A 22,064-nucleotide genomic window follows, 5' to 3' on the forward strand; every position below is an offset into this window, starting at 1 on the left:
CCCCGACATCGGCCGAGACGAACACCGCGTCGGCCGCCACGCCCCCCGCACCCCTGACATGCTCTGCGAGCACACCGAATTCGGCGTGGTTGCCGACGATGCCCGGCACATCCAGCACCGCCCGCAACCGCTGCCCCAGCGCCACCTCACCCCAGCACAGGTTCGCCGCGGTGTGCACCAGCCCGTCGGCGCGCCGAACCACCCCGGGCACGCACACGCCCGCCGCCACCGGGCTCAGGTCCAGATCCGCGGCCAGCATGGCCGCGGACTCGGCGACGTGCGTGATCACCTCGTCGGGTTCGCGTTGCCGCCCACGCAGATTCCAGCTGTTGCGGCCCAGGATCTGCCCGCCGAAACCCACCAGCGCGATCCCGGCGTGCTCGACCTGCACATCCACCGCCAGCACCACCGCCGCCTGCGGCTGCGGCAGCACCAGCAGCGACGGCCGCCCGGCCCCGCGTGCCAGCCGGGGCACCTTCTCCTCCACCACGCCGTCCTCGGCCAGGCCGTCGACGAGCATCTTGATGGTGGATCGGTTGAGCCCGAGCTCGGTGGCCAGCGCCGCCCGAGTGGCGGGGCCTCCGGTGTGCAGTAGCCGCAGGAGGCTCGACCGGTTGAACCGGCGCACCTCGTCCGGTCGGGCGACGGTCATGGATTCGGTAATACCATTGCGCGACTCAATGATCCCCCATCGCCACGGCTCAATAATCCTCGGCGACCACGGGTCAGTGTCCCGAGATCGCCACGCGGCGGCGCGAGAGCGCGTCCACGGTCGCGGCCAGCAGCAGCACCAGTCCGGTCACGATGGAGACCACCGCCGCCGGCTGCTGCAGCAGTCCCAGGCCGTTGGAGACCACGGCCAGCACCGCGCCGCCGATCACCGCGTCGGCCACCCGCCCGCGCCCGCCGAACAGCGAGGTGCCGCCGATCACCGCCGCGCCGACCGCGAACAGCAGGGTGTTGAGCCCACCCGCCTGCGGATCGACCGAGCCGACCTTCGAGGAGTAGACGATCGCGCCGATCGCCGCGCACGAGGAGCTGATGACGAAAACGCTTGCCCGCAACTGGGTTACGTTGATGCCCGCGCGACGCGCCGCCTCAGCGTTGCCGCCGACGGCATAGATGTGGCGGCCGTAGGTGGTGCGGGTCAGCACATAGGTTCCGGCGACCAGCAGCACCAGCACGATCGGAACCACATACGGCACACCGGAAATCACGATGAGCTTGCTGGGCGAACGGTTGACCGTGAGCAGCGCCGTCACCACGATCGCGAAGATCACCAGCGCCGAAACCTTCACCACCACAAGCGGTGTGGGTGAGGTGACCAGTCCGCGCCGCTTGCGCAGGAAATGCCCGCCGAGGGTGACCCCGGCGTATCCCCCGGCGGCGATCACGCACAGCAGCCAGCTGCCCGCGGTGGACAGGTTCCCGTTGGCGACTTCGTTGAGCACGTGCGAGGAGCTGATGCCCAGCACCCCGCCCTCGCCGATGAGCTGCAGGATCACGCCCTGCCAGGCCAGGAACAACGCCAGCGTCACCACGAACGACGGCATGCCGATCTTGGCGATGAGGAATCCGGTGATCGATCCGATGGCCGCGCCCACGCACACCGCGAGCAGCATCTCGATCCACGGATTCGCTTCCAGGCCGAGGACTGTCAGCAGAATGCCGAGCAGGGAGAACGCGACGCCCGGCCAGATCCGCAGCAGCCCCGCGAGCACGGCGGCCAGCGCCAGCATGGCGATGAAGATGTAGAACACCGTCGATCCCATGCCGGTGAGCAGGTTCCCGTTGTCCACGAAGTGCATGGCCAGCACCGCCGCGGCCACACCCGAGGCGGTGCCCGCCGACAGATCGATCTCACCGATCAGCAGCACGAACACGATCCCGATGGCGATGATGGTCTGACCCGCGCCCTGCGCCAACAGGTTGGCGATGTTGTTCAGCGAGAAGAACACATCCGACATCAGGGAGAACAGCACCACCAGGGCGATCAAACCGAGAATCGCCGGTAGCGAACCGATCTCGCCGCCGCGCAGCCGGGCGACATAGTCGCGCAACGCATCCCGGGTCGACAGCGTCGTGGTGTCGATCCCGAAGTCGGTGATGGCGCCACCGGTCTCGACGACCGGTGATTCCGAAACATTGGTCATATCAGTGGTTTTCTCGTTCACAGCCCCAGTGACTTTCCCGCTCACAGCGCGACGGTTTCCGGCCGCGCCAAGCCGAGATCACCCGAGCGCCCCGAGGTGATCAACTCCACCACCTGCCCGGTGGTCACATCCGCGGTCCGCACCTGCGCCGCCATCCGGCCCAGATACAGCACCGCGATCCGATCCGCGACCTCGAACACGTCGGCCAGGTTGTGGCTGATCAACACCACCCCCAGCCCCTGCTCGGCCAGCCGCCGCACCAGATCCAGCACCTGCCGCGTCTGCGCCACGCCCAGCGCCGCGGTCGGCTCGTCGAGCATCACCAGATTGCTGTTCCACAGCACGGCTTTCGCGATCGCCACGGTCTGGCGCTGCCCGCCGGACAGGGCTGCGACCGGGGTGCGCACCGATTTCACGGTGCGCACCCCCAACGAGGCCAGGGTGCGCCGCGCCGCCTCCTCCATGTTCGCCTCGTCCAGCAGCCACGACTTGCCGCGCTCCCGGCCGAGGAACATATTGGCCACGATGTCGAGGTTGTCGCACAGGGCCAGGTCCTGATAGACGACCTCGATGCCGAGCGCCGCCGCGTCCTTGGCGCCATGCAGGTGAACGGGTTCGCCCCGGAAACGCACCTCGCCGGAGTCGGCGGCGTGGATTCCGGCAACACACTTCACCAGCGTGGATTTGCCCGCGCCATTGTCGCCGACGAGTGCGGTGACCTCTCCCGCCGGCACGGTGAGGTCCACGTCGTGCAGCACGTGCACCGGTCCGAAACTCTTGTTCAGGCCGGATATTTGGAGCAGCGGCTCACTCATGTCTCTACTTTCGGGCTCTGGCTCAGGAGATGCCGAGTTCGGTGCAGGCCTGCTTCACGTCACCGGAGCAGACATCCGACGCCTTCACGAAGCCGGCGTCCACCACCTTCTTGACCTCGGACTTGGTGATCAGCTGCGGGGTCAGCAGCACGGATTTCACGTCCCGCTTGCCCTTGGTGTCCTGACTCACGTTCTGCGCCAGCGCATCCGCGCTCGCCTTGTCGCCCTTGGCCAGGGCCACCGCGAGTTTCACCGCGGCGTCGGCCTCTTCGTTGATGGGCTTGAACACGGTCATGTACTGGTCGCCGCGCAGGATCGCCTTGAGCCCGTCCACGGTGGCGTCCTGACCGGTCACCGGCACCTTGCCATTGAGGCCGTTCTTCTTGAGCACCGTGATCACCGCGCCCGCGAGGCCGTCATTGGCCGCGACCACGCCGTCGACCTTGCCGCCGTTGCCGGTCAGGATCTGCTCGAAGGTGGTGCCGCCCTTCTGGTTGTTCCAGTCGTCGATGGCCTGGCTGCGCACCAATTTCAAAGCGCCCGAGTCATACAGCGGCTGCAGCACCGTCTCCTGGCCCTGATGGAACAGCGTCGCGTTGTTGTCGGTCGGCGCGCCCTCGATCTCGACGACCTGCGCGCCCGGCTTGTCCTTGAGCGCGGTGGCCAGGCCCTGGCCCTGCAGCGCGCCGACCTTCACATTGTCGAAGGAGACGTAGTAGTCCGAGGATCCACCGAGGTTGAGGCGGTCGTAGTCGATGGTCGGGATGCCGGCCTTCTTGGCCTTGGCGGCGACCGCGCTGCCGACCTCGCTATTGATCGACGCGATGAGCAGCACCTTCACGCCCTTGGCGATCATGCCGTCGGCGAGGGTGGAGAACTTCTGGACATCGCCCTGCGCGTTCTGCACATCGGCGCCGAAACCCGCGTCCTTCAACGCCTTCTGCAGCAGCGGCTTGTCGAAGGCTTCCCAGCGGGCCGAGCTGGCGGTCTCGGGGAGGATGACCCCGACCGTGCCATTGGCCCCGCCGGTGTCCGGCGCGTTCGACGAGGAGCCGCCGGAGCTGGAGTTGGATCCGCAGGCGGTGAGGGTGAGTAGTCCGGTCAGCGCCAGCGCCGCGGCGGCGTAGGCCCGTCGGCGTCCGGACATCTTCGGCGGGAGCGCGCTTTTCGTCCTCATCAGGGTGACCTTCTTTCGCGGCGGTCAACTGGGTTGCGACCGCACACACGGCATATGTTGTGGGCAACAACATATGCCGTGCGAGGCACTCATATGGGACGTTTCGCCAAATCGATTGGCCGCCTTCAGGGCAGCAGGATCACCTTGCCGCCGGCGTGGCCCGCCATCACGAATTCGTGCGCCGCGGCCGCCTCGGCCAGCGGGAACGTCTTGGCGATGGCCAGATCGAGCTTGCCCGCCGCGAGCAGGGGCAGCAGTTCGCGCCAGGCATTGCCGCGGATCTCGGTGCCGGGATCGGCGCCGGGGCCCAGGCCGAGCACCTTGAAGCCGTCGGTGGCCGCGCGGCCGAACGCCACGATGCTCGCGATGCGGGAGCGGTCGGGGACCAGCTCCAGGGAGACGTCCACCGCCTCGTCGGTGCCGACGGTGTCGATGGCGGCGTCGATCCCCTTGGGGGCCAAGGCCTTCACGCGGTCCGCGAGGCCCGGACCGTATGCGACCGGCTCCACGCCGTAGGCGCGCAACCGCTCGTGCCGACCGGGCGACGCGGTGCCGATGACCCGGGCGCCACGCGCGACCGCGAGTTGTGCGGCCAGCGCGCCCACGCTGCCCGCAGCGCCGTGCACGAGCACGGTGTCGCCGGGTCCGACACCGGTCGCGGTCAGCAGGTGCACCGCGGTTCCGCCGACGCTGATGAGTCCGGCGGCCTCCTTCCAGTCCACATCGGCGGGCTTGGGCACGACTCCGTTGACCCGCGCGTTCACCGCGGTGGCGTAACCGCCGGACACCTGCGCGATCACCTCGTCTCCCACCGAGATCGGACCCGCGGGGCCGTTCGCGTCGGGGCCGACCGCGGTGACGACACCGGAGACCTCGAGGCCGATGCGGAGGGGCAGCTTGCTCGGATCGGTGCCGAACGCACCGCTGTAGACCTTGTAGTCGAAGGGATTCACTCCCGCCGCGCGAACCGCGACGGTGACCTCACCCGGCCCGGGCTCGGGCACCTCGACCTCGATGAGCGACAAGACTTCCGGTCCACCGTACGAGGTGGCGACGACAGCAGTAGCCATGTGCCGATACTACGGAAAAAGGACCGCCCACCCTGCTCATCAGGGTGGACGGTCCACGAAAGCCTTGTCGCGTCAGAACTTGCCGAGCGGCGACTTGTCCTTCGAACCCGACATCGCCTTGTACAGCAGGTACAGGCCGAAGATGACCGCGGTCACCATCAGGATCGGGAACAGCGCCTTGATCAGCGCACCGAGCACAGCCACCGCGATCCACACGAGGACGACGACGCCGAGGATCTTCCAGAACATTTCCTTGCCTCCTAGTTCTCCGAACCGCCGTCCGCGCGATCCGTCACCATCCATACTGCGTTGCCCGGCCGAGAAAATCACCAGGTCAACACCGAAATCCGGGATAGTTCAGGGTTCACCCCGAGGCTCGGACCCGCCGGTCGAGCAGCTCCTCCGGGCCGCGACTCAGGGCCGTGCGCGAAATCGCTGGTGGAAGGATTTAGGGATTCGCGCGGAAACGCTGGTCCGCGAGGTCGGTGAGGGCCTGGGCCCAGCCGTCGAGGCGGTCGGCGGCGTCGCGGAGGTTGAGCATGGCCCAGCCGAGGTCGTCGGAGACCGCGGCGCTTTCGGGCACGGCCAGCACGCGGGCGGCCGCCGCGACCATGCCCTCGTATTCGACGACGCCGCCGTCCAGACGGATCGATACCGCCCGGACATGCTCACCCAGAGGCGAATTCGCGCCCAGTGCGCCGGAGGCGCGCTCCATCGCGACGACATCCTGAGCCAGGGCGTGTAATGCGGCCGCTCCGGAGGCAGCCGTCTCCAATGTGTCGTGCAGATCGTCCTCGGGCAGCCGCCCGGATCGCGCGATCTGCGAATGCAATCCGTGCAGCGCGCGTTCCGCCCGCACCAATCGGGCAATGGAGGCTCGCGCGGCCGACCGGATCGGCGGCAGCTTCCGCGGCACGAACGCGGCCTGCGGCAGCGGCGCCTTCCGCATTTCGAGGTAGCGCTTGGCGGTCACCGCCGTCCCGGTGACGAGCGCGACCGCGCCACCACCGACCACGACCACCGCCCAAGCCGGTGCCGAAATCAACACCAGCCCAACAGTTCCCGCCGTAGTCAACCCCGAAGCCGTCCCCAACCGGAGACTCCTCCGCCGAGCGCGCCGCCGCTTCCGCAACTCCCGCTCCCGCGGATCCGCCCACTTCCGCACGGCCACCAACGCCTGCTCCCCAACCCCCCGCAACGCATCCGGCAGCCGCTGCGCCAACTCCTCCGGCTCGAACCCGGTAGGCGCCAACACCTCCAGCACGGCCTCGCCAGCCCGCCCCCGCCGCTTCCGCTTCCGCCGCCCCGCAGCACTCGGCTGCGCAGCCGCATCTGCCGGTCGCCGACCGAATTCACCTGGGCCGCCGCCGTATCCGGCATCGCCCGGGAAAGCTTGACCGGCCGTGCCCGCTTGGTAACCCGCCGGAGGAGTCCACGGGGCACCCGCCTGCGGCGGCACGCCGTCGCTCGATCCAGTATGCGACCCGATCGTCGGCCGCCATGACTCCTGTGCGGGCATCGCCCCACCGTACGACGGGGGTCCGACAGGCGGCCGATTGACCTCGGACGACTGTCGCACCTCCGCCGTCGGCTTGCTGCGGCCGATCAGCCGTTTGCGCCGCGACCGATCGGTGGCCGCGGAGGACGAACTCGGCTGTGGGAGCGCGGTTCGGTCGCTCGCGGCAGAGGTCGGCGAGTTCGGTTGCGGCACAGGCCTAGTGGCCTCCGGGACCCGGGCTGTATCCGCCGAGGCGGCGCGGCCGGGGTGGGCCGACGGGTCCTGCTGCTCGGAGAAAGTGTCCCGGGGCGGCGTGGAAACCATTCCCGGCCCGGCGGATTCGGGCGGGGCCGGAGGCTGGGCGTTAGCCGGTGGGCCGAATGGGGACGGGAGGCCGGGGATGGGGTTTGGGGTTTTTGTTCGGGTTCGGCGGAGGAAACGGGCAGGGGAGGTCGCGGGACTTTGGTTGGCCCGCGAACTCCCCATCGTTGTACTACCTTTCGCGCAGCAGTTACTGCTGGGCGGCCTGGCCCTTGTTGAAGTTGGGGTTGGCGGCGGGCTGGGCGGGCTGGCCCTGGATCTGGGGCTGGGCCGCGTTGCCGCCGGCGGGGAGGGCGTCGCCGCGCATGGAGGCGCGGATCTGCTCGAGGCGGTTGTGGCCGGCCATCTGGATGGACGCCTGCTGGACCTCCATCATGCGACCCTGGACCGAGTTGCCGGCCAGCTCGGCGGCGCCGAGGGCGTTGGCGTAGCGGCGCTCGATCTTCTCGCGCACCGCGTCCAGGCTCGGGGTGGTGCCGGGAGCGGAGAGGGTGGAGTCCATCTGCTGCAGCGAGGCCGAGACCTGCTCCTGCATCTTGGCCTGCTCCAGCTGGGACAGCAGCTTGGTGCGCTCGGCGACCTTCTGCTGCAGCAGCATCGCGTTCTGCTCGACCGCCTTCTTGGCCTGGGCGGCGGCCTGCAGCGACTGGTCGTGCAGCACCTTCAGATCCTCGACGGCCTGCTCGGCGGTCACCAGCTGCGCGGCGAAAGCCTCGGCGGCATTGGTGTACTGGATCGTCTTCTCGGTGTCGCCGGAGGCATTGGCCTGGTCGGCGAGCAGAACCGCCTGGCGCGCATTGGCATTGAGCTTCTCGACCTCGTCGAGCTGCCGGTTCAGCTTCATCTCCAGCTGGCGCTGGTTGCCGATCACCGATGCGGCCTGCTGCGACAGGGCCTGATGCTGGCGCTGGGCTTCCTCGATGGCCTGCTGGATCTGGACCTTCGGATCCGCATGCTCCTCGATCTTCGAGTCGAAGAGGGCCATCAGGTACTTCCAGGCCTTCACGAACGGATTAGCCATCGATTGATCCCGCCTCCATATGACGTGCCGCGCGCCCCTTAGCGCGAGGTGTGGTGCGCGACCGTCGCGCACCCCTGTTGTCCCATATCTCCACTGTGCAACGGTCGTTCCGGAGATTTCGGCAACAGCACGACGTCTCCGGCACGAAGCCTACAGAGAATTTATCCCTTTCGGCTCCGCAGCACAGCGATCATTTGGCGGCCACCAGCACCAGACGGTCCGGCTTCGGGGCCGGAATCACAATGCGGGGGCCGAACGTACCATCGGCGGCCAGCGCGACATCCCCGTCGCCGCCCTTGGGGGTGACCTTCGCGGAGACCTTGGCCATGCCCTTGGCGGGCAGCTTCGCAACATTCGCGGAGGCGCGCTCGCCGGCCAGCGCCGAGGCCTTCTCGCCCGCCAGCGCGGTGGCCTTGTCGGCATCGGCCATGGCCGCGCTCACATCGAAAAGCACCTGCGACAGCGGCACATCCAGGGCCGTGCAGATGGCGGCCAGCAGTTCACTGGACGCCTCCTTGCGACCCCGCTCCACCTCGGACAGGTACCCCAGACTGACTCGCGCGGAGGTCGACACCTCACGCAGTGTCCGGCTCTGGGCGACCCGAGCACGCCGCAGGCTCTCCCCGATGGCTTCTCGCAGCAGCGTCATCTCGTTCTCCTCACACTCGTCTCGCCGGACCCAGCGTTTGACTGGACAACGTCCGGCGTCGGCCGCGCGTTCCCGGCCCCTTCACTCGCCCCTGACCGAGCGGACGAGTTCGGCGACCGCGGCGCGGACCGCGCCCACCCTGATCGTCCACCGGTCCCCCGACAACTTCAACCGCAGTACCTCGGTGGACTGTGGACCCGCTATACCAAGGAATACCGTGCCGACGGGCTTGCCGTCCTGCGGATCGGGTCCGGCGACCCCGGTGAGTCCGATTCCCCAGTCCGCCTCGCAGCGGCGTCGCGCCCCTACGGCGAGCTGTTCGGCGGTGCTCGCGGCCACCGGTCCATCCGTGGCCAGCGTGTCCGCACTCACACCCGCGAGCGAGTTCTTGAGGTCGGTGGCGTAGACGATCAGTCCACCCCGCAACACCGCACTCGCGCCCGGAATTCCCGCGATGGTCGCGCCGAGCAGTCCGGCGGTCAGCGATTCGGCGGTGGCCACGGTCTGGCCGGCCTCGACCAGGGCCGCCACCAGGTCGGCGGAGTCGGCGGCGATCACCGGCTCCGGCGGGATCGGTGCGGCCGTCGCCACGCGGGACAGCACGGCCTCGATATCGGGCCGCGCACGAACCGGGCGATCAGGACGCACGGGAGCCGCCCGGCGACCCGAACCACAGGCGCGCCGCCTGCACGACGTAATCCAATCCGGTCACGACGGTCAGCACCACCGCGACGTACATCAAGTCCATTCCGGCCGAAGCGAATCCGCCCGACAGCGGCAGCAACAGCACAGCAATGGCGACGGACTGGACCAGCGTCTTGAGCTTGCCGCCGCGGCCCGCCGGAATGACACCGCGCCGGACCACGGCCAGCCGCAGCAGGGTGATGCCCAGTTCGCGGGCCACGATGACCAGCGTGATCCACCAGGGCAGATCGTGCAGCATCGACAGCCCGATCAGCGCGGCGCCGATGAGCGCCTTGTCGGCGATCGGATCCGCGAGCTTGCCGAAGTCGGTGACCAGTCCGTATTTCCGGGCCAGCTGCCCGTCGATGCGGTCGGTGATGGCGGCGATGCCGAAGAGTCCGGCCGCGATCCAGCGCCATTCGGTGTCGTGCCCGCCGTGGGCGAACAGCGCCATCAGGAACAGCGGCACGATCAGGATGCGCAGCACGGTCAGAACATTGGCGATGTTCATCAGCGGTACCGCCGCAGGCTCCACGACCGCTTCGGGACGGGGCGCGGCGGTATTCGAACGCGGTGCCGAGGTGTAACCCGGGCTTGCCGCCGGACGGGCTTCCGCCCAGCGACCCTCGATCTCGTCACGCTGCACAGTCACCAGAGCCCCCACCGGCCGTCGCGGCGGCCATGATTCCCCGGCCATGCCGGTATGCGGGGCGACTGGATGTGTGACACACCGACAAGCCTATCGGTAGGTGGGCCGACTACTGTGCACCCCATGACAACACGGGCACCAGACAGCGGTTCCATCGGCGGGCAGGCGGCAATCGTGCCGACCGTCCGCCGAGCGCGAACCTCTGACGTGCCCGAGATCAAGAAGCTCATCGACATCTACGCCGGCCGGATCCTGCTCGAGAAGAACCTGGTCACCCTGTACGAGGCGGTGCAGGAGTTCTGGGTCGCCGAGCGCGACGGCGTGATCCTGGGCTGCGGTGCGCTGCACGTGCTGTGGGCCGATCTGGGCGAGGTGCGCACGGTCGCGGTGCACCCGGATATCAAGGGCACCGGCGCGGGGCGGCTGCTGGTCGAGCAGTTGATCGCGGTCGCGCGGGAACTGCAGCTCAAGCGGCTGTTCGTGCTGACCTTCGAGGTTGACTTCTTCGCCCGGCACGGGTTCGTGGAGATCGAGGGCACGCCGGTCACCGCCGAGGTGTACGCGGAGATGTGCCGGTCCTACGACACCGGTGTCGCCGAATTCCTGGATCTGTCCTACGTCAAGCCGAACACGCTCGGGAATACCCGAATGCTGTTGACGCTCTGATACTTCCGAACACATTCCGAGATAGGGAGCTCCCGCCCATGGCAGTCTTCGCCGTCCACTACGTCTACTCCGACGCCACCGCGCCCGCGCGCGACATCCACCGCCCCGAGCACCGCGGCTGGCTCAACGACCTGGTCGCCCAGGGCACCGTCCTGACCAGCGGCCCGTACCCGGACGGCTCCGGCGCCCTCATCCTGGTCAAGGCCGACTCCCTCGACGCCGTGACCAAGCTCTTCGAGGACGACCCGTTCAACCGCGAGGGCCTGCTCACCGACAAGCGCATCATCGAATGGCTCCCGACCATGGGCGCCTTCACTTCCTGACGCCTGACCGTCTGACCTGCACGTGAGCCCCGCCTGGACGAACCGGGCGGGGCTCACGCATATGCGCGGCCACCCGGCGGATCCGCGGCGATGAAGATATATTTCCGCGCACCCTGCCTGCGCCGCTGGCATCAGGAGGATCGGACCACGGCACCGGACCGTGCCGCCCCACCCCGATCCACCCTTTACGATCTTGATGGCAGGACATTTGCCTCTGCATTGCTGGACCGCGATTCGGGAAATATCGGAAACCGGAACATCCAACTGGGAGGCTCCTGCGCGCCCGCGACAGGACCCGAAAGGACATCGCAATGGCGCGAAAATCCCTGCTCCGCTTGGCCGGTCTGGTCGCCGGCGCGGCACTGATCATCACCGGCTGTAGCGGCAATTCCGGCGATTCCGCCAAGGACACCTCCTCCACGCCGCCTGTCACCTCCCAGGCCGCCACCGGCAAGACCGATGACGCGGCGAAACCGGCCCCCGGCGCGCTGCCGCGCATCGCCATTCTGGCCACCGGCGGCACCATCGCGGGCAAGGCCAATGCCAATTCGGCGGTCGGCTACACCGCGGGCGAGGCGACCGCGCAGGACCTGATCGACGCCGTGCCCGGCCTCGACAAGATCGCGCAGCTGAGCGCCGAGCAGATCTCCAATATCGGCAGCCAGGACATGAACGAAGACGTCTGGGTGAAGCTGGGCAATCGGATCAACGAGCTGTTCGCCGACAACAAGGTCGACGGCGTCGTGGTCACCCACGGCACCGACACCATCGAGGAGACCGCGTTCTTCCTCGACAATGTCGTCTCCAGCGAGAAGCCGGTGGTGCTGGTCGGTTCCATGCGGCCCTCGACGGCCCTGAGCGCCGACGGCCCGGCCAATCTGCGCTCGGCCGTGCAGGTCGCGGCCGCACCGGAGGCGCGCGGGCGCGGCACGATGGTCGTGCTCAACGACACCATTCACGGCGCGAACGACGTCACCAAGACCAATACCACCAGCGTGCAGACCTTCAAGTCGCCCAATACCGGCCCGGTCGGCTATGTCGACGCCGCGGCGGTCACCTTCGTGCAACCGGCCGCGCAGCAGAAGCATTCGCACTTCCCGGTCCCCGGCGGCACTCCCCTGCCCCGCGTGGACATCGTGTACTCGCACGCTGGCATGAACGCCGATCAGGTGAACGATGCCCTCGGCCATGGCGCGAAGGGCCTGGTGCTGGCCGGTGTCGGCGACGGCAATACCGCCAAGCCGGTGGTGGACGCGCTGTCCAAGGCGGCGAAGAGCGGTGTGGTCGTGGTCCGTTCGAGCCGCGTGGGTTCCGGTGAGACGGTCCGCAATGCCGAACTCAATGACGACGAGCTGGGCACCTCGGCCTCGCTCTACCTGAATCCGGGCAAGTCGCGAGTGCTGGTCCAGTTGCTGCTGGCCAACGGCATCACCGATCCGGCCAAGGTGCAGCAGGAATTCAAGGACCGCTAGCGTCTAGTCCGTGCGATCGGACCGTTCCACCGCCCTGTCCCGCTTCCGCGCCGCGCGCGTGGCCCGCCTGGCCACCGCCGACGCGGCCGGGCAGCCCCACCTGGTCCCCGTCACGTTCGCCGTATCCCCCACGGACACAACGCTGTTCGTGGTCATCGCCATCGACCACAAGCCCAAGTCCACAACCGATCTGCGGCGACTGCGCAATATCGCTGACAACCCGCGAGTCTCGCTACTGGCCGACCACTACGACGACGACTGGACGCAGCTGTGGTGGGCCCGGCTCGATGGCAGCGCCGAAATCCTCACCGCCCCGGCCGATCTCGCCGATCCGCTGATCTGGCTGAAAACCAAATACGACCAGTACCGCATCGACTCACCGACCGGTCCGGTCATCCGGATCGCGGTGGAGTCGGTGCGAGGCTGGTCTTATTCGGCGTAACCCGGTGGCTCAGTGCTCGTGGTCGTCGTCACCGTGCGGGTGCCCGTGGGCCAGCTCGTCCTCGCTGGCGTCGCGGATGTCGATCACCTTCACCTTGAAGTGCAGCCGCTGCCCGGCCAGCGGGTGGTTGGCGTCGATGGTGACCTCGTCGCCGTCGACCGCGCGCACCACGACTATCTGCGATTCGCCGTCCGGCGCCTCGGCCTCGAACTCCATGCCGACCTCGAGCTCGTCGACGCCGTCGAAGGCCGCGCGGTCCACGGTGCTCACCAGTTCGACCAGGTAGTCGCCGTAGCCCTCCTCGGGCTCCACGACGACCTCGATCTCGTCGCCGGGCTGCTTGCCGTCGAGCGCCTTCTCCAGGCCCTCGACAATGTTCTCGGCGCCGTGCAGGTAGACGAGCGGCTCGTCGCCGACGGACGTGTCCAGCACCTCGCCGTCGTCGTCGGTCAAGGTGTATTCGATGGAAACAACCTTGTCAGCGGCAATCGACATGGTGGTTGGCCTTTCGCAGAGGGATGCGTACCGGGCCAATGTATCGCCTGAGGACGGCGTAGCTCGTCACCACCTGCACCAGCACGTAGCAGCCCGCGTAGGTCGGCACGGTCAGATAGGCGAACCACACCGAGTTGTCCGCGCGCGGCAGCATGAACAGGCCGATGCCGATCGGATGCGGTGAGTCCTCCATGGGCGGGCGGTCGGAGAAGGTCCACCACCAGCTGAAAGCGACGAGCACGAGGGCCGTCGGGGCGAGCCAGGCCCGAAGAGTGGCGGCCGTGCACGCGTACTGCCAGGCGAGAATCAGCAAGGGCATGAACCAGACCCAGTGGTGCCCCCAGGAGAATGGCGAGGCGCACGCGGCGGTCATGCCGGTGATCGTGATGGCCAGCAGCTCCCGGCCGGTGCGATGGGCGATGGTCGCCGCGGCCAGCCCCAGCGCGACGACGGGCAGCAAGGCCAATAGCCACAGCCAGGTCGGCGGCTGGAATACCGACCCGTTCGACAGGAAGCGCTGGACATCGAAAAACCGCAGTAGTTGCGCCACAAGGCCGTTCACCGACTGGTTGCCGGGTGAGTCGACCGCCCCGACCCGCCCGGCGGCGGTGACCTGTCCCCGCCAGTACGAATACGCGTCATGCGGTCGCAGCGCGAAACCCATCGCGATGGTCACCGCGAACGCCCCCGAGGCGATGCCGAGGCTGCGCCACTGCCGGGTGCAGGCGAGGTAGAGCAGGAAGAACGCGGGCGTCAGCTTGATCCCGGCCGCGATGCCGACACCCACGCCGCGCACTCGCGCCGAGGGCGGTCGGGTGAGGTCCCAGACGATCAGCAGGACCAGCAGCACATTGATCTGCCCGAGCCAGATCGTCGTGCGCACGGGTTCGAGGACGGTGCAGATCACCGCCAGCAGGGCCGCGAAAGCCCATGTGCGCAACGTATTCCGGTACTTCAGCACCAGCAGGCAGCGTCCGGCGAGCGCGACCAGTGCCGCCATGGTCACCAACCACCACAGCATTTTCGCCTTGACCAGCGAGATCACCGTGAGCGGCACGAAGACCAGCGCCGCGAACGGGGTGTAGGTGAATTCCATGCCGAACACGACCGGCCCGTCATAGAGCCCGCTCCGTTCCCGGAACACCTCCCCGCCCGCGCGATAGACCTCGAGGTCGAGCCCGTTGTGGAACAGGCCGTAGTAGGGATTGTCGAGCGGGATCGCGAACACGTGCCACAGCACGGCCACCACCGCGAGCACAGCGCCCACGATGAGCATCCGATCGGTCACCGCGGATTCGGCGTCCCCGCCGTCGGGTCGCACGCTGTCACGCTCACCGGTGAACTCTTTAGCCCCCGCAACCATCCGCCTACCCTAACCAACACTCACGGCCGACGGCCGTAAGAGCGGTGCGACACATCCGCTCTCGACGTGCGACACGACCCATGGTCAGTTCGAGGTCGGCGCGGAAGTGGGCGCGGCATCACACGCCGAGGGCACACCGCCCTCGATGCGGAGCAGATCACAGAAGGTCGCGGCGGCCACCTTCCACGTCCCGTCGATCTCGAGCGCGATCCCATGTCGATTGGGCAGCAAGGGAATCCCGTGCTTCTTGATGGTGAACGTCACCGCCGCGCGGCCGGGTCCATCACCGGTGACCGAGGAGACATTGGCCGAGGCCCCGCCCGCGATCGCCGAATGCGCCTGATGCTCCAGCGTTTCCGTGAACGCCTGCCCGTTCTCCAGCAGCGCCATCTTCTGATCGACCGGCAGCGAGCTGTCGAAGAACCGCTCGAACGTGCTGGTGACGGCCTTGACCTCGGTGTCGGGCGTCTTACCGTCCGAGGTCGTCTCGCCGTTGCCGCAGCCGGCGGTCAGCAGTACCGGCGCCGCGCACGCCACCATCAGCCATGCCACACCTCGATCGACCATTCCGGTCATTCCTCCTTCGGAGCTCGGATCCGACGAGTACAGCACATCGATCGCTGGACATTAGCCGACCGCGCCCGAGGTGTCCGACACGCCAGGCAACTCGTTTCACTCCGGCCACAGCGGGCATCCCGAATGCGGAAGCCATCGCCAGCCGAGGGAGATTTCCGATGCCCGACAGCCGTGCCCTACGCGTCAACCGATCCCAGACCCCGGACACCGTCCTCGACGGCGTCGACTGGCCCGGGCCGACCCTGCTGCTCGCCGGTGTCGCCCTGCTGGCCTGGACCGTCAGCGGTCTCGACGACGGTGGGCGGCTGCTCGCCGGGGCGGTGGGCACGATGGCCACCGTGATCGTGGGAATCGTGTGGATCACCGTCGAGCACTTGCGTTTTCGGGCCCGGCAGGACGAAGACAGCGGGTGATCGGGGGCGGTAGGGTCGCTGGATGAGCGACGAAACGCACGGCCGGATTCGGATCGGGATTCTCGGTGCGGCGAATATTGCCCCGACGGCTTTGATCGGACCGGCCGCGCGGAATCCCGAGGTCGAGGTGGCCGCGCTCGCGGCGCGTGACCGCGGGCGGGCGCAGGAGTTCGCCCGCAAGCACGGCATCGGGCAGGTATACGACAGCTACCAGGCGCTGGTCGAGGCGCCCGACCTCGACGCGGTGTACATCCCGCTGCCGAACGGGCTGCACGGGCGCTGGATCCGGGCGGCGCTGGCGGCCGGGAAGCACGTGCTGTGCGAGAAGCCGTTCACCGCCGACGCGGCGGAGGCGCGGGAGATCGCCAAGCTGGCCGAGGCCTCGGATCGGGTGGTGATGGAGGCGTTCCACTACCGCTATCACCCGTTGACGCGGGAGGCCGAGAAGATCCTGGCGGCAGGCGAATTGGGCAAGCTGGTGCGGGTCGAGACCGCGCTGTGCTTCCCGCTGCCCAAGTTCGCCGACATCCGCTACAACTACGAGCTGGCAGGCGGCGCGCTCATGGACGCGGGCTGCTATGCCGTGCACATGGCCCGCACCTTCGGAGGTGAAGAGCCGGAGGTGATTTCGGCGCGGGCCAAGCTACGCGATCCGCGCATCGATCGCGCCATGTCGGCCGAACTGCGATTCCCCTCCGGGCATACCGGGCGGGTGCTCTGCTCGATGTGGTCGTCGGATCTGGTGCGGATCGGGGCCACGATCACCGGTGAGCGGGGCAGCCTGCGGCTGTTCAATCCGGTGGTGCCGCGGATGGGTCATGCCATGCTCCTGCGCACCGAATCCGGGCGCAGTCTACGGACTTTCAGCCGCCGCGCCTCCTACGACTATCAGCTCGACGCCTTCGCGGGGGCCGTGCTGCGCGGCGAGCCGATCCTCACCACGGCGGACGACGCGGTCTCGAACATGAGCGTCATCGACGATATCTACCAGGCCGCCGGGCTGCCGCTGCGGCAGCCGAGCTAATCCTGTTGGCGCAGCAGGTAAGTGACTCCGCGCACCACCAGGCGGTAGGCCAGCACCGCGGGGACCACGACCAGCAGCGCAACTCGTAACACCATCACTGCGGCCGCTACGGCGAGATAGTTCGCGCCCACCCCGTCCGGGGAACCGTATCCGTGTCGTGCCGACAGTGCCGCCAGTGCTAGGCGTAGCGCGAGGTACAGCACGGTCAGCAGCAGCGGGATGCGCAGCAGCCGCCACGCGGCGCGCAGCCGGGGATCGTCGGGGAGCCTCATCGCGCGACCTCCGGTCCGGAGGTGAGGAAGGCCAGCAGCAGCGCGTTGCCGATCGCGCCACCGTTGGCGAAGCGCACGCGGTTCCCGCTGCGCAGCGGCAGGCCGAACAGATCCACGGTGCGGAACAGCCGGGTGAAGATCTCGCGGTGGCCGAAGGCGCGCGCCGGGGCGAGCGCGAATCCGCTGGCCGACACCGAGATTCCGAGAATGACGGGGCCGCTGTCGATGTCACCGACACCGTCGGAACCCCCGCCGTACTCGTGGATCGCGCTGAAACCGAGCACGTTGCGCTCCTGGCGGAAAGCGCCGTCGGCCAGCTCCTCGGCCAGCGCCCGATTCGCGAAACCCGCGAAATACGCGGCGAATCCCGTGCCCGAAGCGCGCGGGGCGTCGTGAGGCTTCCCGTCGACGCCCATGCGCTGCCACACCAGCCCGGTGTCCCGATCGATCTGCACCGCGCGCACCCGCTGCGCCCATTGGGTGAGCACGGCGGAGTGATCCACGCCGGTAGCGCGCCCGTGCACGGCGATCGCAGCGGCGACAGCCGCCACATCGGTCGGGTAGGCCTCGCCGGGCATGGTGTCGATCAGCCCGGTCGGCGAGGCGAGCAGCCGCCGCTCGAACGAGGCGACGAGCGAATCCTGTTGGGCCGCAAGCGCGGCCGGGAACGCCGGATCGACCAGGCGGGCCATCCCGAGCGCGAGGGCCGGATACGACAGGTACGCATGCCCGTTCGGGCTGTCCGGCACCGCGACCCCGTCCTCCCCGTGCCAGGTGCCGGTGAACACGCTGTACATCTCGGGCCGCAGACTCTTGGCCGCCGCGCGAGTCGCGATGGGGGCGTAGCGATCCCGCCATTCGGGATGCGCCAGGCTCACCTGCGCCAGCCCCAGCGCCGTCATCTGATGGGCGAGCAGCCCCCACATGCCGTCGATCTCCCCGCCCGTGCCGCTCGCGCGCCGCTGATCGTCGGCCTCCTCGAAGGCCACCAGTTCCTCCGCGAGACCGCGCACCCGCCCGGAATCACCGTCGAACCACGCGTCCGCGTCCCGCCCGCACCACCATCGCGGCACCGACCCCACCACCGCGACCACCGCCACGACCCCGGCCATGATCGCGATGAATCGCCTGTACCTGCGTGATCGACGCTGCGCGTCGGTCGAACTCCCCATCCCCCGAACCTACCGATGGATCGCCGGGCGGCACACCGGCCGGTATGCCACCCGGCGAGACGTCAGCGGCCGTTGCGCAGGCGGTACTCGATGGCGTACGCCAGCTTGCCGGGCTTGGCGTCGGAGTAGGGCTTGGCGAGCTTGGCGAATTCGCCCTTGGTCTCGGCGGCGCCGGCATTCCACGCGGCGAGGACGCGCAGTTCACCGGCCGTCTTGCCCTCGGCCACCACACCGTTCGCGCCCAGGGCGACCTGCTTCTCGGTGACCGTCTTCACCGTGGCCAGGTAGGCGGCGAAGTCATTGCGGTCCCAGTCGCCGACGACCTTCGTATCGCGCATCCACTCGCCCCAGTAGAACTCCTGGAACGGGATGGTGCCGGCGGTGTACCCACACGGTCGAACAAATCGGCCCACCATGACCACCCCCGGTGACCGCCCAGAGATCCTCTGGCGGCCACGCCCTGTTCTCCCAGCCAACAGTGCGTGAACAACGCGATCGACGGGCCTTACCGGTGGTCATCCGCCCATCGGCAATGATGAAGCCGTCCGAATCACATCGAACGGGAGAATTTCGTGCGTACTTTGATCAGCTCGGCCTTCGTGTCACTCGACGGGGTTGTGGAGGGGCCGGGTGGGGAGCCTGGGTATCGGAATTCGGGGTGGACGTTCAAGGACATCGAGTTCGTGCCCGAGGCCTATGAGATCAAGGGGCGGGAGCAGGACGAGGCGACCGCGATGTTGCTGGGGCGGGTCAGCTATGAGGCGTTCAGTCCGGTGTGGCCGGACATGGAGGATTTCGCCGGGTACAAGGTGATGCCGAAATACGTTGTGTCCACCACGATGTCGGATGGCGACCTGGTTTCGAACTGGGGTGAGACCACGATTCTGCGGTCGGTCGAGGAGGTCGCCGCGCTGAAGGAAACCGAGGGCGGGCCGATCATCATTCACGGCAGCGCCGCGCTCAATCGGAGCCTGTCCGATGCGGGGCTGATCGACCGGTACCACCTGCTGGTCTTCCCGCTGCTGCTCGGCGCGGGCAAGCGGCTGTTCAGCGAGACCGACAAGGATGCGCAGAAGCTGCAGCTGGTCGAGTTCGAGACCTACTCCAACGGCGTTCAGAAGCAGGTCCTCGACGTCGTCCGGTGACGCGGAAACAGTCTGCCGGACAGCGTATTTCGCCGACCGGCAGACTGTGCACGGGTTATCCGGGAGTGGCTACTTGGCGGGCTGGGAGGAACCGAAGGCGACGCCCAGGGTGTTGACGAGTTGGGTCCAGAAGGTGCCCAGCGGGGTGTTGACGATGCTGGAGCTCAGGCTGGAGGAGCCGGTGGAGGTGGAGCCGGTGTCCGCCGCGGCGGCGGGTCCGGCGGCACCGACCAGGATGGCGGCGAAGGCGATGGCGGCGAATCCGGCACGACGAGTGTTGTGGATCATGGGTGCGAACAGTAGTGAAATCTGATCATTTCAGACTCCGTTCGAAGACATTCGTCCCAGACAGCACCGCACCCGGAACATCTACACGCGTGACGGGCGCAAATCGGCATCTTCTGCGGTCATCCCACCACCTTTCGCGGCCAACAGGGCCAACCGTTCGGCGTCGGGACTTCCGGGTTCCGCGGTGTCGATCATGATGCGCAGATCGCAGCCCGCGACCGTGAGCACCGCGCAGTCCAGGGTGATCTCACCGGCGGTCGGGTGGTCGACGGTTTTCACAGTGATGTCGTAGCCGGTGACGGTGCCGGACTCCCAGAGCGCGGCGAAGCGGGGGCTCTGGGCGCGCAGGTCGAGGATCAGCTGCCGGAGCCGGCGGTCGGCGGGATAGCGAACCTCGGCCGCGCGCAGATCCGAGACGAGGGCGGTCTCGAGGGCTTCGAGGTCCTGCGGCGCGTAGCGGCCGAACGCACCCGGGCTGACGAAATGCCGCCACACCCGATTGCGCGCGTTGCCCTCCCAGTCCATGGGGTCGCCCAGAAGCGCACGGCAGAACGAATTCGCTTGCAGCAGTGTCCAAGACGCGTCGAACACCGCGACGGGAATGCCGATCAGCCGATCCAGCATGCGCTGCACCGCGGGCGGAATCGCGGTGGGCACGGTCCCGGCTTCGGGGACGACCAATCCGGCCAGCCGATACAGGTGGACGCGCTCCTCCGGCGACAGACGCAGCGCGCGGGCCAGCGCCTCGACCACCTGCGGCGAGGGATTCGAGGCACGCCCCTGTTCCAGGCGGGTCACATAATCCGCGGAAATCCCGGCCAGCAGCGCCAATTCCTCCCGCCGCAATCCCGGTGCGCGCCGCGCACCGGTCGCCGGTAGCCCGGCCGCGTCGGGCGATATCTGATCGCGCCGGCGCCGCACGGCTTTCCCGAATTCCGCAGTGGCCATACAACTCATTCTGCCGTCACCCGCCGGCCGCGCCGAGCCTGGTATCGACAGTCCCAGGAAGATCAGGCGACTGGCTGCGCGCTGCGCACCGCGCGAATCTGAAGCCATGACAACGACACTCATCACCGGGGCGAACAAGGGCCTCGGCTTCGAAACCGCCCGCCAACTGGTCGCCGCCGGGCACACCGTCTACCTCGGTAGCCGCGATCCCGAACGCGGCCGCCGCGCCGCCGAACAGCTCGGCGCGCGCTCGGTGCGGCTGGATGTCACCGATGACGCCTCCGTCGAGGCGGCCGTGAAGCTCATCGAGGCGGACGGCGGGCTCGACGTCCTGGTCAATAACGCGGGCATCGATGTCGAGGGCAATGGCGCGGTCGGCATCGAGAACGTCACCGCCGAGATGATGCGGACGGTCTTCGACACCAACGTCTTCGGCGTCGTGCGGGTCATTCACGCGTTCCTCCCGCTGCTGCGCCGCTCCCCCGCGCCGGTCATCGTGAATGTCAGCAGCTCGCTGGCCTCGATCTCGCGGGGCTCCACGCCCGGCACCATCGCCCATGCCTATCCCGGACTGTCCTATCCGGTCTCGAAGACCGCGGTCAACCGAATCACCGTGCAGTACGCGAACGCGCTGCCCGACATGCGAATCAACGCCGTGGAACCCGGCTACACCGCGACCGATCTCAACGCCCATTCGGGCACGCAGACCCCGGCGGAAGGGGCGCGGATCATCGCGCGCATGGCCCAGGTGCCCGCCGATGGACCCACCGGCGGCTATTTCGACGCCCATGGGTCGCTGCCCTGGTAGCGCCCCGAGCTCTCGGCTTGAGCAGCGAGACTCAGTGCTCGCGCGGCGGTCCGTCCGGCCGCGGGGATGCGGGGTTGTTGCCCGGCTTGCCCTCGCCGGTCGCTTCACCCGTGGCGGGTGCGATGCGACGCGGTTTGGCGGCGGGCCGGATGCCGCGGGGCGGTGCGCCCTCCCCGGCGCGCTTGGCGCGCAGGGCGGCCAAGTCGATGACGTTCGCGTCCGTGTCGGCGCGATTCGGGTCGCGCTCGGGAGCCGGGTGGCGGGTGGCGCCGGGGTCGATCGGGAACCAGCCGGTCTCGCGCTGCAGTTCCGAGCGCAGTACGGGCCGGGTCGGATCGGGGTCGTAGATGGAGCTGCCATCGGGACGCCACACATTGCGGGGGCGCTCGCTGACCTCCTCGGTCATGCGGCGCGGGCGGCGCGGGGGCAGTCGGGTGAGATTGGATCCGCCGTCTCCGGCCTCGGGGGCGGGGGTCTCGGCGGCGCGCAGACTTTCCAGCTTCTTGCGGAGGCGTTCCACCGCGTCGGACCTGTTCCCGCCGGGTCCCGGCAGGCCGCCGGACCCGGGTACTTCTCGGTCGGACATCGAACTAGCCGCAAACAGGCGCCGGGGCACCCGT

Annotated in this window: 28 protein-coding genes; 8 read left to right on the plus strand and 20 right to left on the minus strand. The window is 68.4% G+C overall.

Annotated features, from left to right (window positions below):
• The 11 genes from ACAM49_RS20085 to pgsA all read right to left on the minus strand — a co-directional run.
• Positions 1-652, minus strand: a 652-nt coding sequence (locus ACAM49_RS20085) for an ROK family protein (RefSeq protein WP_369637064.1), incomplete at its 3' end; no start/stop codon positions are given.
• Between the two features lie 73 nt (positions 653-725).
• A complete protein-coding gene (locus ACAM49_RS20090; protein ID WP_369637065.1) occupies positions 726-2,153 on the minus strand; it encodes a sugar ABC transporter permease in 1,428 nt (475 codons plus the stop codon).
• A gap of 41 nt (positions 2,154-2,194) precedes the next feature.
• A complete protein-coding gene (locus tag ACAM49_RS20095; protein ID WP_369637066.1) occupies positions 2,195-2,968 on the minus strand; it encodes an ATP-binding cassette domain-containing protein in 774 nt (257 codons plus the stop codon).
• Positions 2,969-2,990: 22 nt separating this feature from the next.
• Positions 2,991-4,145: a sugar ABC transporter substrate-binding protein gene (locus ACAM49_RS20100; protein WP_369637067.1), complete on the minus strand. Its 1,155-nt coding sequence runs from the start codon at positions 4,143-4,145 to the stop codon at positions 2,991-2,993.
• A gap of 125 nt (positions 4,146-4,270) precedes the next feature.
• Entirely contained in the window at positions 4,271-5,215 is a 945-nt protein-coding gene (locus ACAM49_RS20105) for a zinc-binding alcohol dehydrogenase family protein (protein ID WP_369637068.1), read from the minus strand.
• A 72-nt stretch (positions 5,216-5,287) separates the two neighbouring features.
• Positions 5,288-5,464, minus strand: coding sequence for a hypothetical protein (locus tag ACAM49_RS20110; protein WP_369637069.1), 177 nt, complete (start codon positions 5,462-5,464; stop codon positions 5,288-5,290).
• Between the two features lie 199 nt (positions 5,465-5,663).
• The gene (locus ACAM49_RS20115; protein ID WP_369637070.1) at positions 5,664-6,263 is read right to left on the minus strand and encodes a hypothetical protein; all 600 of its coding nucleotides are present in this window, start codon (positions 6,261-6,263) and stop codon (positions 5,664-5,666) included.
• 961 nt (positions 6,264-7,224) lie between these two features.
• Positions 7,225-8,055: a phage shock protein PspA gene (pspA, locus tag ACAM49_RS20120; protein ID WP_369637071.1), complete on the minus strand. Its 831-nt coding sequence runs from the start codon at positions 8,053-8,055 to the stop codon at positions 7,225-7,227.
• 190 nt (positions 8,056-8,245) lie between these two features.
• Entirely contained in the window at positions 8,246-8,704 is a 459-nt protein-coding gene (locus ACAM49_RS20125) for a helix-turn-helix domain-containing protein (protein ID WP_369637072.1), read from the minus strand.
• Between the two features lie 81 nt (positions 8,705-8,785).
• Complete coding sequence (locus ACAM49_RS20130) at positions 8,786-9,277, minus strand: CinA family protein (protein ID WP_369637103.1); 492 nt, start codon at positions 9,275-9,277, stop codon at positions 8,786-8,788.
• Between the two features lie 64 nt (positions 9,278-9,341).
• On the minus strand, positions 9,342-9,899 hold the full coding sequence (gene pgsA, locus ACAM49_RS20135; protein WP_369637104.1) for a CDP-diacylglycerol--glycerol-3-phosphate 3-phosphatidyltransferase: 558 nt from the start codon (positions 9,897-9,899) through the stop codon (positions 9,342-9,344).
• A 261-nt stretch (positions 9,900-10,160) separates the two neighbouring features.
• Here pgsA and ACAM49_RS20140 point away from each other — a divergent pair, with 261 nt between their 5' ends.
• From ACAM49_RS20140 to ACAM49_RS20155, 4 genes are all read left to right on the plus strand, one after another.
• Positions 10,161-10,703, plus strand: coding sequence for an amino-acid N-acetyltransferase (locus ACAM49_RS20140; protein WP_369637073.1), 543 nt, complete (start codon positions 10,161-10,163; stop codon positions 10,701-10,703).
• A 38-nt stretch (positions 10,704-10,741) separates the two neighbouring features.
• Entirely contained in the window at positions 10,742-11,026 is a 285-nt protein-coding gene (locus tag ACAM49_RS20145; RefSeq protein WP_040810343.1) for a YciI family protein, read from the plus strand.
• Between the two features lie 311 nt (positions 11,027-11,337).
• A complete protein-coding gene (locus ACAM49_RS20150) occupies positions 11,338-12,498 on the plus strand; it encodes a type II asparaginase (RefSeq protein ID WP_369637074.1) in 1,161 nt (386 codons plus the stop codon).
• Positions 12,499-12,508: 10 nt separating this feature from the next.
• Positions 12,509-12,940: a TIGR03668 family PPOX class F420-dependent oxidoreductase gene (locus ACAM49_RS20155; protein ID WP_369637075.1), complete on the plus strand. Its 432-nt coding sequence runs from the start codon at positions 12,509-12,511 to the stop codon at positions 12,938-12,940.
• Between the two features lie 9 nt (positions 12,941-12,949).
• Here ACAM49_RS20155 and ACAM49_RS20160 read toward each other — a convergent pair whose 3' ends face one another.
• The 3 genes from ACAM49_RS20160 to ACAM49_RS20170 all read right to left on the minus strand — a co-directional run bounded on the left by ACAM49_RS20160 (position 12,950) and on the right by ACAM49_RS20170 (position 15,374).
• On the minus strand, positions 12,950-13,435 hold the full coding sequence (locus tag ACAM49_RS20160; RefSeq protein ID WP_369637076.1) for a peptidylprolyl isomerase: 486 nt from the start codon (positions 13,433-13,435) through the stop codon (positions 12,950-12,952).
• Complete coding sequence (locus tag ACAM49_RS20165; protein ID WP_369637077.1) at positions 13,419-14,798, minus strand: glycosyltransferase 87 family protein; 1,380 nt, start codon at positions 14,796-14,798, stop codon at positions 13,419-13,421. Before ACAM49_RS20165 ends, ACAM49_RS20160 begins: the two co-directional genes overlap by 17 nt.
• A gap of 84 nt (positions 14,799-14,882) precedes the next feature.
• Entirely contained in the window at positions 14,883-15,374 is a 492-nt protein-coding gene (locus tag ACAM49_RS20170) for a hypothetical protein (RefSeq protein WP_369637078.1), read from the minus strand.
• Between the two features lie 158 nt (positions 15,375-15,532).
• Here ACAM49_RS20170 and ACAM49_RS20175 point away from each other — a divergent pair, with 158 nt between their 5' ends.
• Positions 15,533-15,787, plus strand: a complete 255-nt coding sequence (locus tag ACAM49_RS20175) for a hypothetical protein (RefSeq protein ID WP_369637079.1) — start codon at positions 15,533-15,535, stop codon at positions 15,785-15,787.
• 22 nt (positions 15,788-15,809) lie between these two features.
• Entirely contained in the window at positions 15,810-16,811 is a 1,002-nt protein-coding gene (locus ACAM49_RS20180) for a Gfo/Idh/MocA family protein (protein WP_369637080.1), read from the plus strand.
• Here ACAM49_RS20180 and ACAM49_RS20185 read toward each other — a convergent pair.
• The 3 genes from ACAM49_RS20185 to ACAM49_RS20195 all read right to left on the minus strand — a co-directional run bounded on the left by ACAM49_RS20185 (position 16,808) and on the right by ACAM49_RS20195 (position 18,593).
• Positions 16,808-17,083, minus strand: a complete 276-nt coding sequence (locus tag ACAM49_RS20185; RefSeq protein WP_369637081.1) for a hypothetical protein — start codon at positions 17,081-17,083, stop codon at positions 16,808-16,810. The two genes, ACAM49_RS20180 and ACAM49_RS20185, sit on opposite strands and share 4 nt — an antisense overlap.
• The gene (locus ACAM49_RS20190; RefSeq protein WP_369637082.1) at positions 17,080-18,195 is read right to left on the minus strand and encodes a hypothetical protein; all 1,116 of its coding nucleotides are present in this window, start codon (positions 18,193-18,195) and stop codon (positions 17,080-17,082) included. Before ACAM49_RS20190 ends, ACAM49_RS20185 begins: the two co-directional genes overlap by 4 nt.
• 122 nt (positions 18,196-18,317) lie before the next feature.
• Positions 18,318-18,593: a hypothetical protein gene (locus ACAM49_RS20195; RefSeq protein WP_369637083.1), complete on the minus strand. Its 276-nt coding sequence runs from the start codon at positions 18,591-18,593 to the stop codon at positions 18,318-18,320.
• Positions 18,594-18,827: 234 nt separating this feature from the next.
• Between ACAM49_RS20195 and ACAM49_RS20200 the strand changes: the two genes are divergently transcribed.
• Positions 18,828-19,400: a dihydrofolate reductase family protein gene (locus ACAM49_RS20200; protein WP_369637084.1), complete on the plus strand. Its 573-nt coding sequence runs from the start codon at positions 18,828-18,830 to the stop codon at positions 19,398-19,400.
• A 69-nt stretch (positions 19,401-19,469) separates the two neighbouring features.
• Here the strand turns inward: ACAM49_RS20200 and ACAM49_RS20205 are convergent, their stop codons facing one another.
• On the minus strand, positions 19,470-19,688 hold the full coding sequence (locus ACAM49_RS20205) for a hypothetical protein (RefSeq protein ID WP_369637085.1): 219 nt from the start codon (positions 19,686-19,688) through the stop codon (positions 19,470-19,472).
• Positions 19,689-19,769: 81 nt separating this feature from the next.
• Complete coding sequence (locus ACAM49_RS20210) at positions 19,770-20,636, minus strand: helix-turn-helix transcriptional regulator (protein ID WP_369637086.1); 867 nt, start codon at positions 20,634-20,636, stop codon at positions 19,770-19,772.
• Between the two features lie 106 nt (positions 20,637-20,742).
• Here ACAM49_RS20210 and ACAM49_RS20215 point away from each other — a divergent pair, with 106 nt between their 5' ends.
• Positions 20,743-21,444, plus strand: coding sequence for an SDR family NAD(P)-dependent oxidoreductase (locus ACAM49_RS20215; RefSeq protein WP_369637087.1), 702 nt, complete (start codon positions 20,743-20,745; stop codon positions 21,442-21,444).
• Positions 21,445-21,475: 31 nt separating this feature from the next.
• Here the strand turns inward: ACAM49_RS20215 and ACAM49_RS20220 are convergent, their stop codons facing one another.
• Positions 21,476-22,030, minus strand: coding sequence for a hypothetical protein (locus ACAM49_RS20220; protein ID WP_369637088.1), 555 nt, complete (start codon positions 22,028-22,030; stop codon positions 21,476-21,478).
• Positions 22,031-22,064: the final 34 nt, after the last annotated feature.

Origin of the sequence: Nocardia sp. JMUB6875 (assembly GCF_041154655.1) — a bacterium.
Taxonomy (GTDB): Bacteria; Actinomycetota; Actinomycetes; order Mycobacteriales; family Mycobacteriaceae; genus Nocardia.

What these genes read in the sequence shown, in the direction of transcription:
- ACAM49_RS20090 (WP_369637065.1), bottom strand. Translation starts at nt 2,153, where the DNA reads ATGACCAATGTTTCGGAATCACCGGTCGTCGAGACCGGTGGCGCCATC.
- ACAM49_RS20095 (WP_369637066.1), bottom strand. Translation starts at nt 2,968, where the DNA reads ATGAGTGAGCCGCTGCTCCAAATATCCGGCCTGAACAAGAGTTTCGGA.
- ACAM49_RS20100 (WP_369637067.1), bottom strand. Translation starts at nt 4,145, where the DNA reads ATGAGGACGAAAAGCGCGCTCCCGCCGAAGATGTCCGGACGCCGACGG.
- ACAM49_RS20105 (WP_369637068.1), bottom strand. Translation starts at nt 5,215, where the DNA reads ATGGCTACTGCTGTCGTCGCCACCTCGTACGGTGGACCGGAAGTCTTG.
- ACAM49_RS20110 (WP_369637069.1), bottom strand. Translation starts at nt 5,464, where the DNA reads ATGTTCTGGAAGATCCTCGGCGTCGTCGTCCTCGTGTGGATCGCGGTG.
- pspA (WP_369637071.1), bottom strand. Translation starts at nt 8,055, where the DNA reads ATGGCTAATCCGTTCGTGAAGGCCTGGAAGTACCTGATGGCCCTCTTC.
- ACAM49_RS20125 (WP_369637072.1), bottom strand. Translation starts at nt 8,704, where the DNA reads ATGACGCTGCTGCGAGAAGCCATCGGGGAGAGCCTGCGGCGTGCTCGG.
- pgsA (WP_369637104.1), bottom strand. Translation starts at nt 9,899, where the DNA reads ATGAACATCGCCAATGTTCTGACCGTGCTGCGCATCCTGATCGTGCCG.
- ACAM49_RS20140 (WP_369637073.1), top strand. Translation starts at nt 10,161, where the DNA reads ATGACAACACGGGCACCAGACAGCGGTTCCATCGGCGGGCAGGCGGCA.
- ACAM49_RS20145 (WP_040810343.1), top strand. Translation starts at nt 10,742, where the DNA reads ATGGCAGTCTTCGCCGTCCACTACGTCTACTCCGACGCCACCGCGCCC.
- ACAM49_RS20150 (WP_369637074.1), top strand. Translation starts at nt 11,338, where the DNA reads ATGGCGCGAAAATCCCTGCTCCGCTTGGCCGGTCTGGTCGCCGGCGCG.
- ACAM49_RS20160 (WP_369637076.1), bottom strand. Translation starts at nt 13,435, where the DNA reads ATGTCGATTGCCGCTGACAAGGTTGTTTCCATCGAATACACCTTGACC.
- ACAM49_RS20165 (WP_369637077.1), bottom strand. Translation starts at nt 14,798, where the DNA reads ATGGTTGCGGGGGCTAAAGAGTTCACCGGTGAGCGTGACAGCGTGCGA.
- ACAM49_RS20170 (WP_369637078.1), bottom strand. Translation starts at nt 15,374, where the DNA reads ATGACCGGAATGGTCGATCGAGGTGTGGCATGGCTGATGGTGGCGTGC.
- ACAM49_RS20175 (WP_369637079.1), top strand. Translation starts at nt 15,533, where the DNA reads ATGCCCGACAGCCGTGCCCTACGCGTCAACCGATCCCAGACCCCGGAC.
- ACAM49_RS20180 (WP_369637080.1), top strand. Translation starts at nt 15,810, where the DNA reads ATGAGCGACGAAACGCACGGCCGGATTCGGATCGGGATTCTCGGTGCG.
- ACAM49_RS20185 (WP_369637081.1), bottom strand. Translation starts at nt 17,083, where the DNA reads ATGAGGCTCCCCGACGATCCCCGGCTGCGCGCCGCGTGGCGGCTGCTG.
- ACAM49_RS20190 (WP_369637082.1), bottom strand. Translation starts at nt 18,195, where the DNA reads ATGGCCGGGGTCGTGGCGGTGGTCGCGGTGGTGGGGTCGGTGCCGCGA.
- ACAM49_RS20195 (WP_369637083.1), bottom strand. Translation starts at nt 18,593, where the DNA reads ATGCGCGATACGAAGGTCGTCGGCGACTGGGACCGCAATGACTTCGCC.
- ACAM49_RS20205 (WP_369637085.1), bottom strand. Translation starts at nt 19,688, where the DNA reads ATGATCCACAACACTCGTCGTGCCGGATTCGCCGCCATCGCCTTCGCC.
- ACAM49_RS20210 (WP_369637086.1), bottom strand. Translation starts at nt 20,636, where the DNA reads ATGGCCACTGCGGAATTCGGGAAAGCCGTGCGGCGCCGGCGCGATCAG.
- ACAM49_RS20215 (WP_369637087.1), top strand. Translation starts at nt 20,743, where the DNA reads ATGACAACGACACTCATCACCGGGGCGAACAAGGGCCTCGGCTTCGAA.
- ACAM49_RS20220 (WP_369637088.1), bottom strand. Translation starts at nt 22,030, where the DNA reads ATGTCCGACCGAGAAGTACCCGGGTCCGGCGGCCTGCCGGGACCCGGC.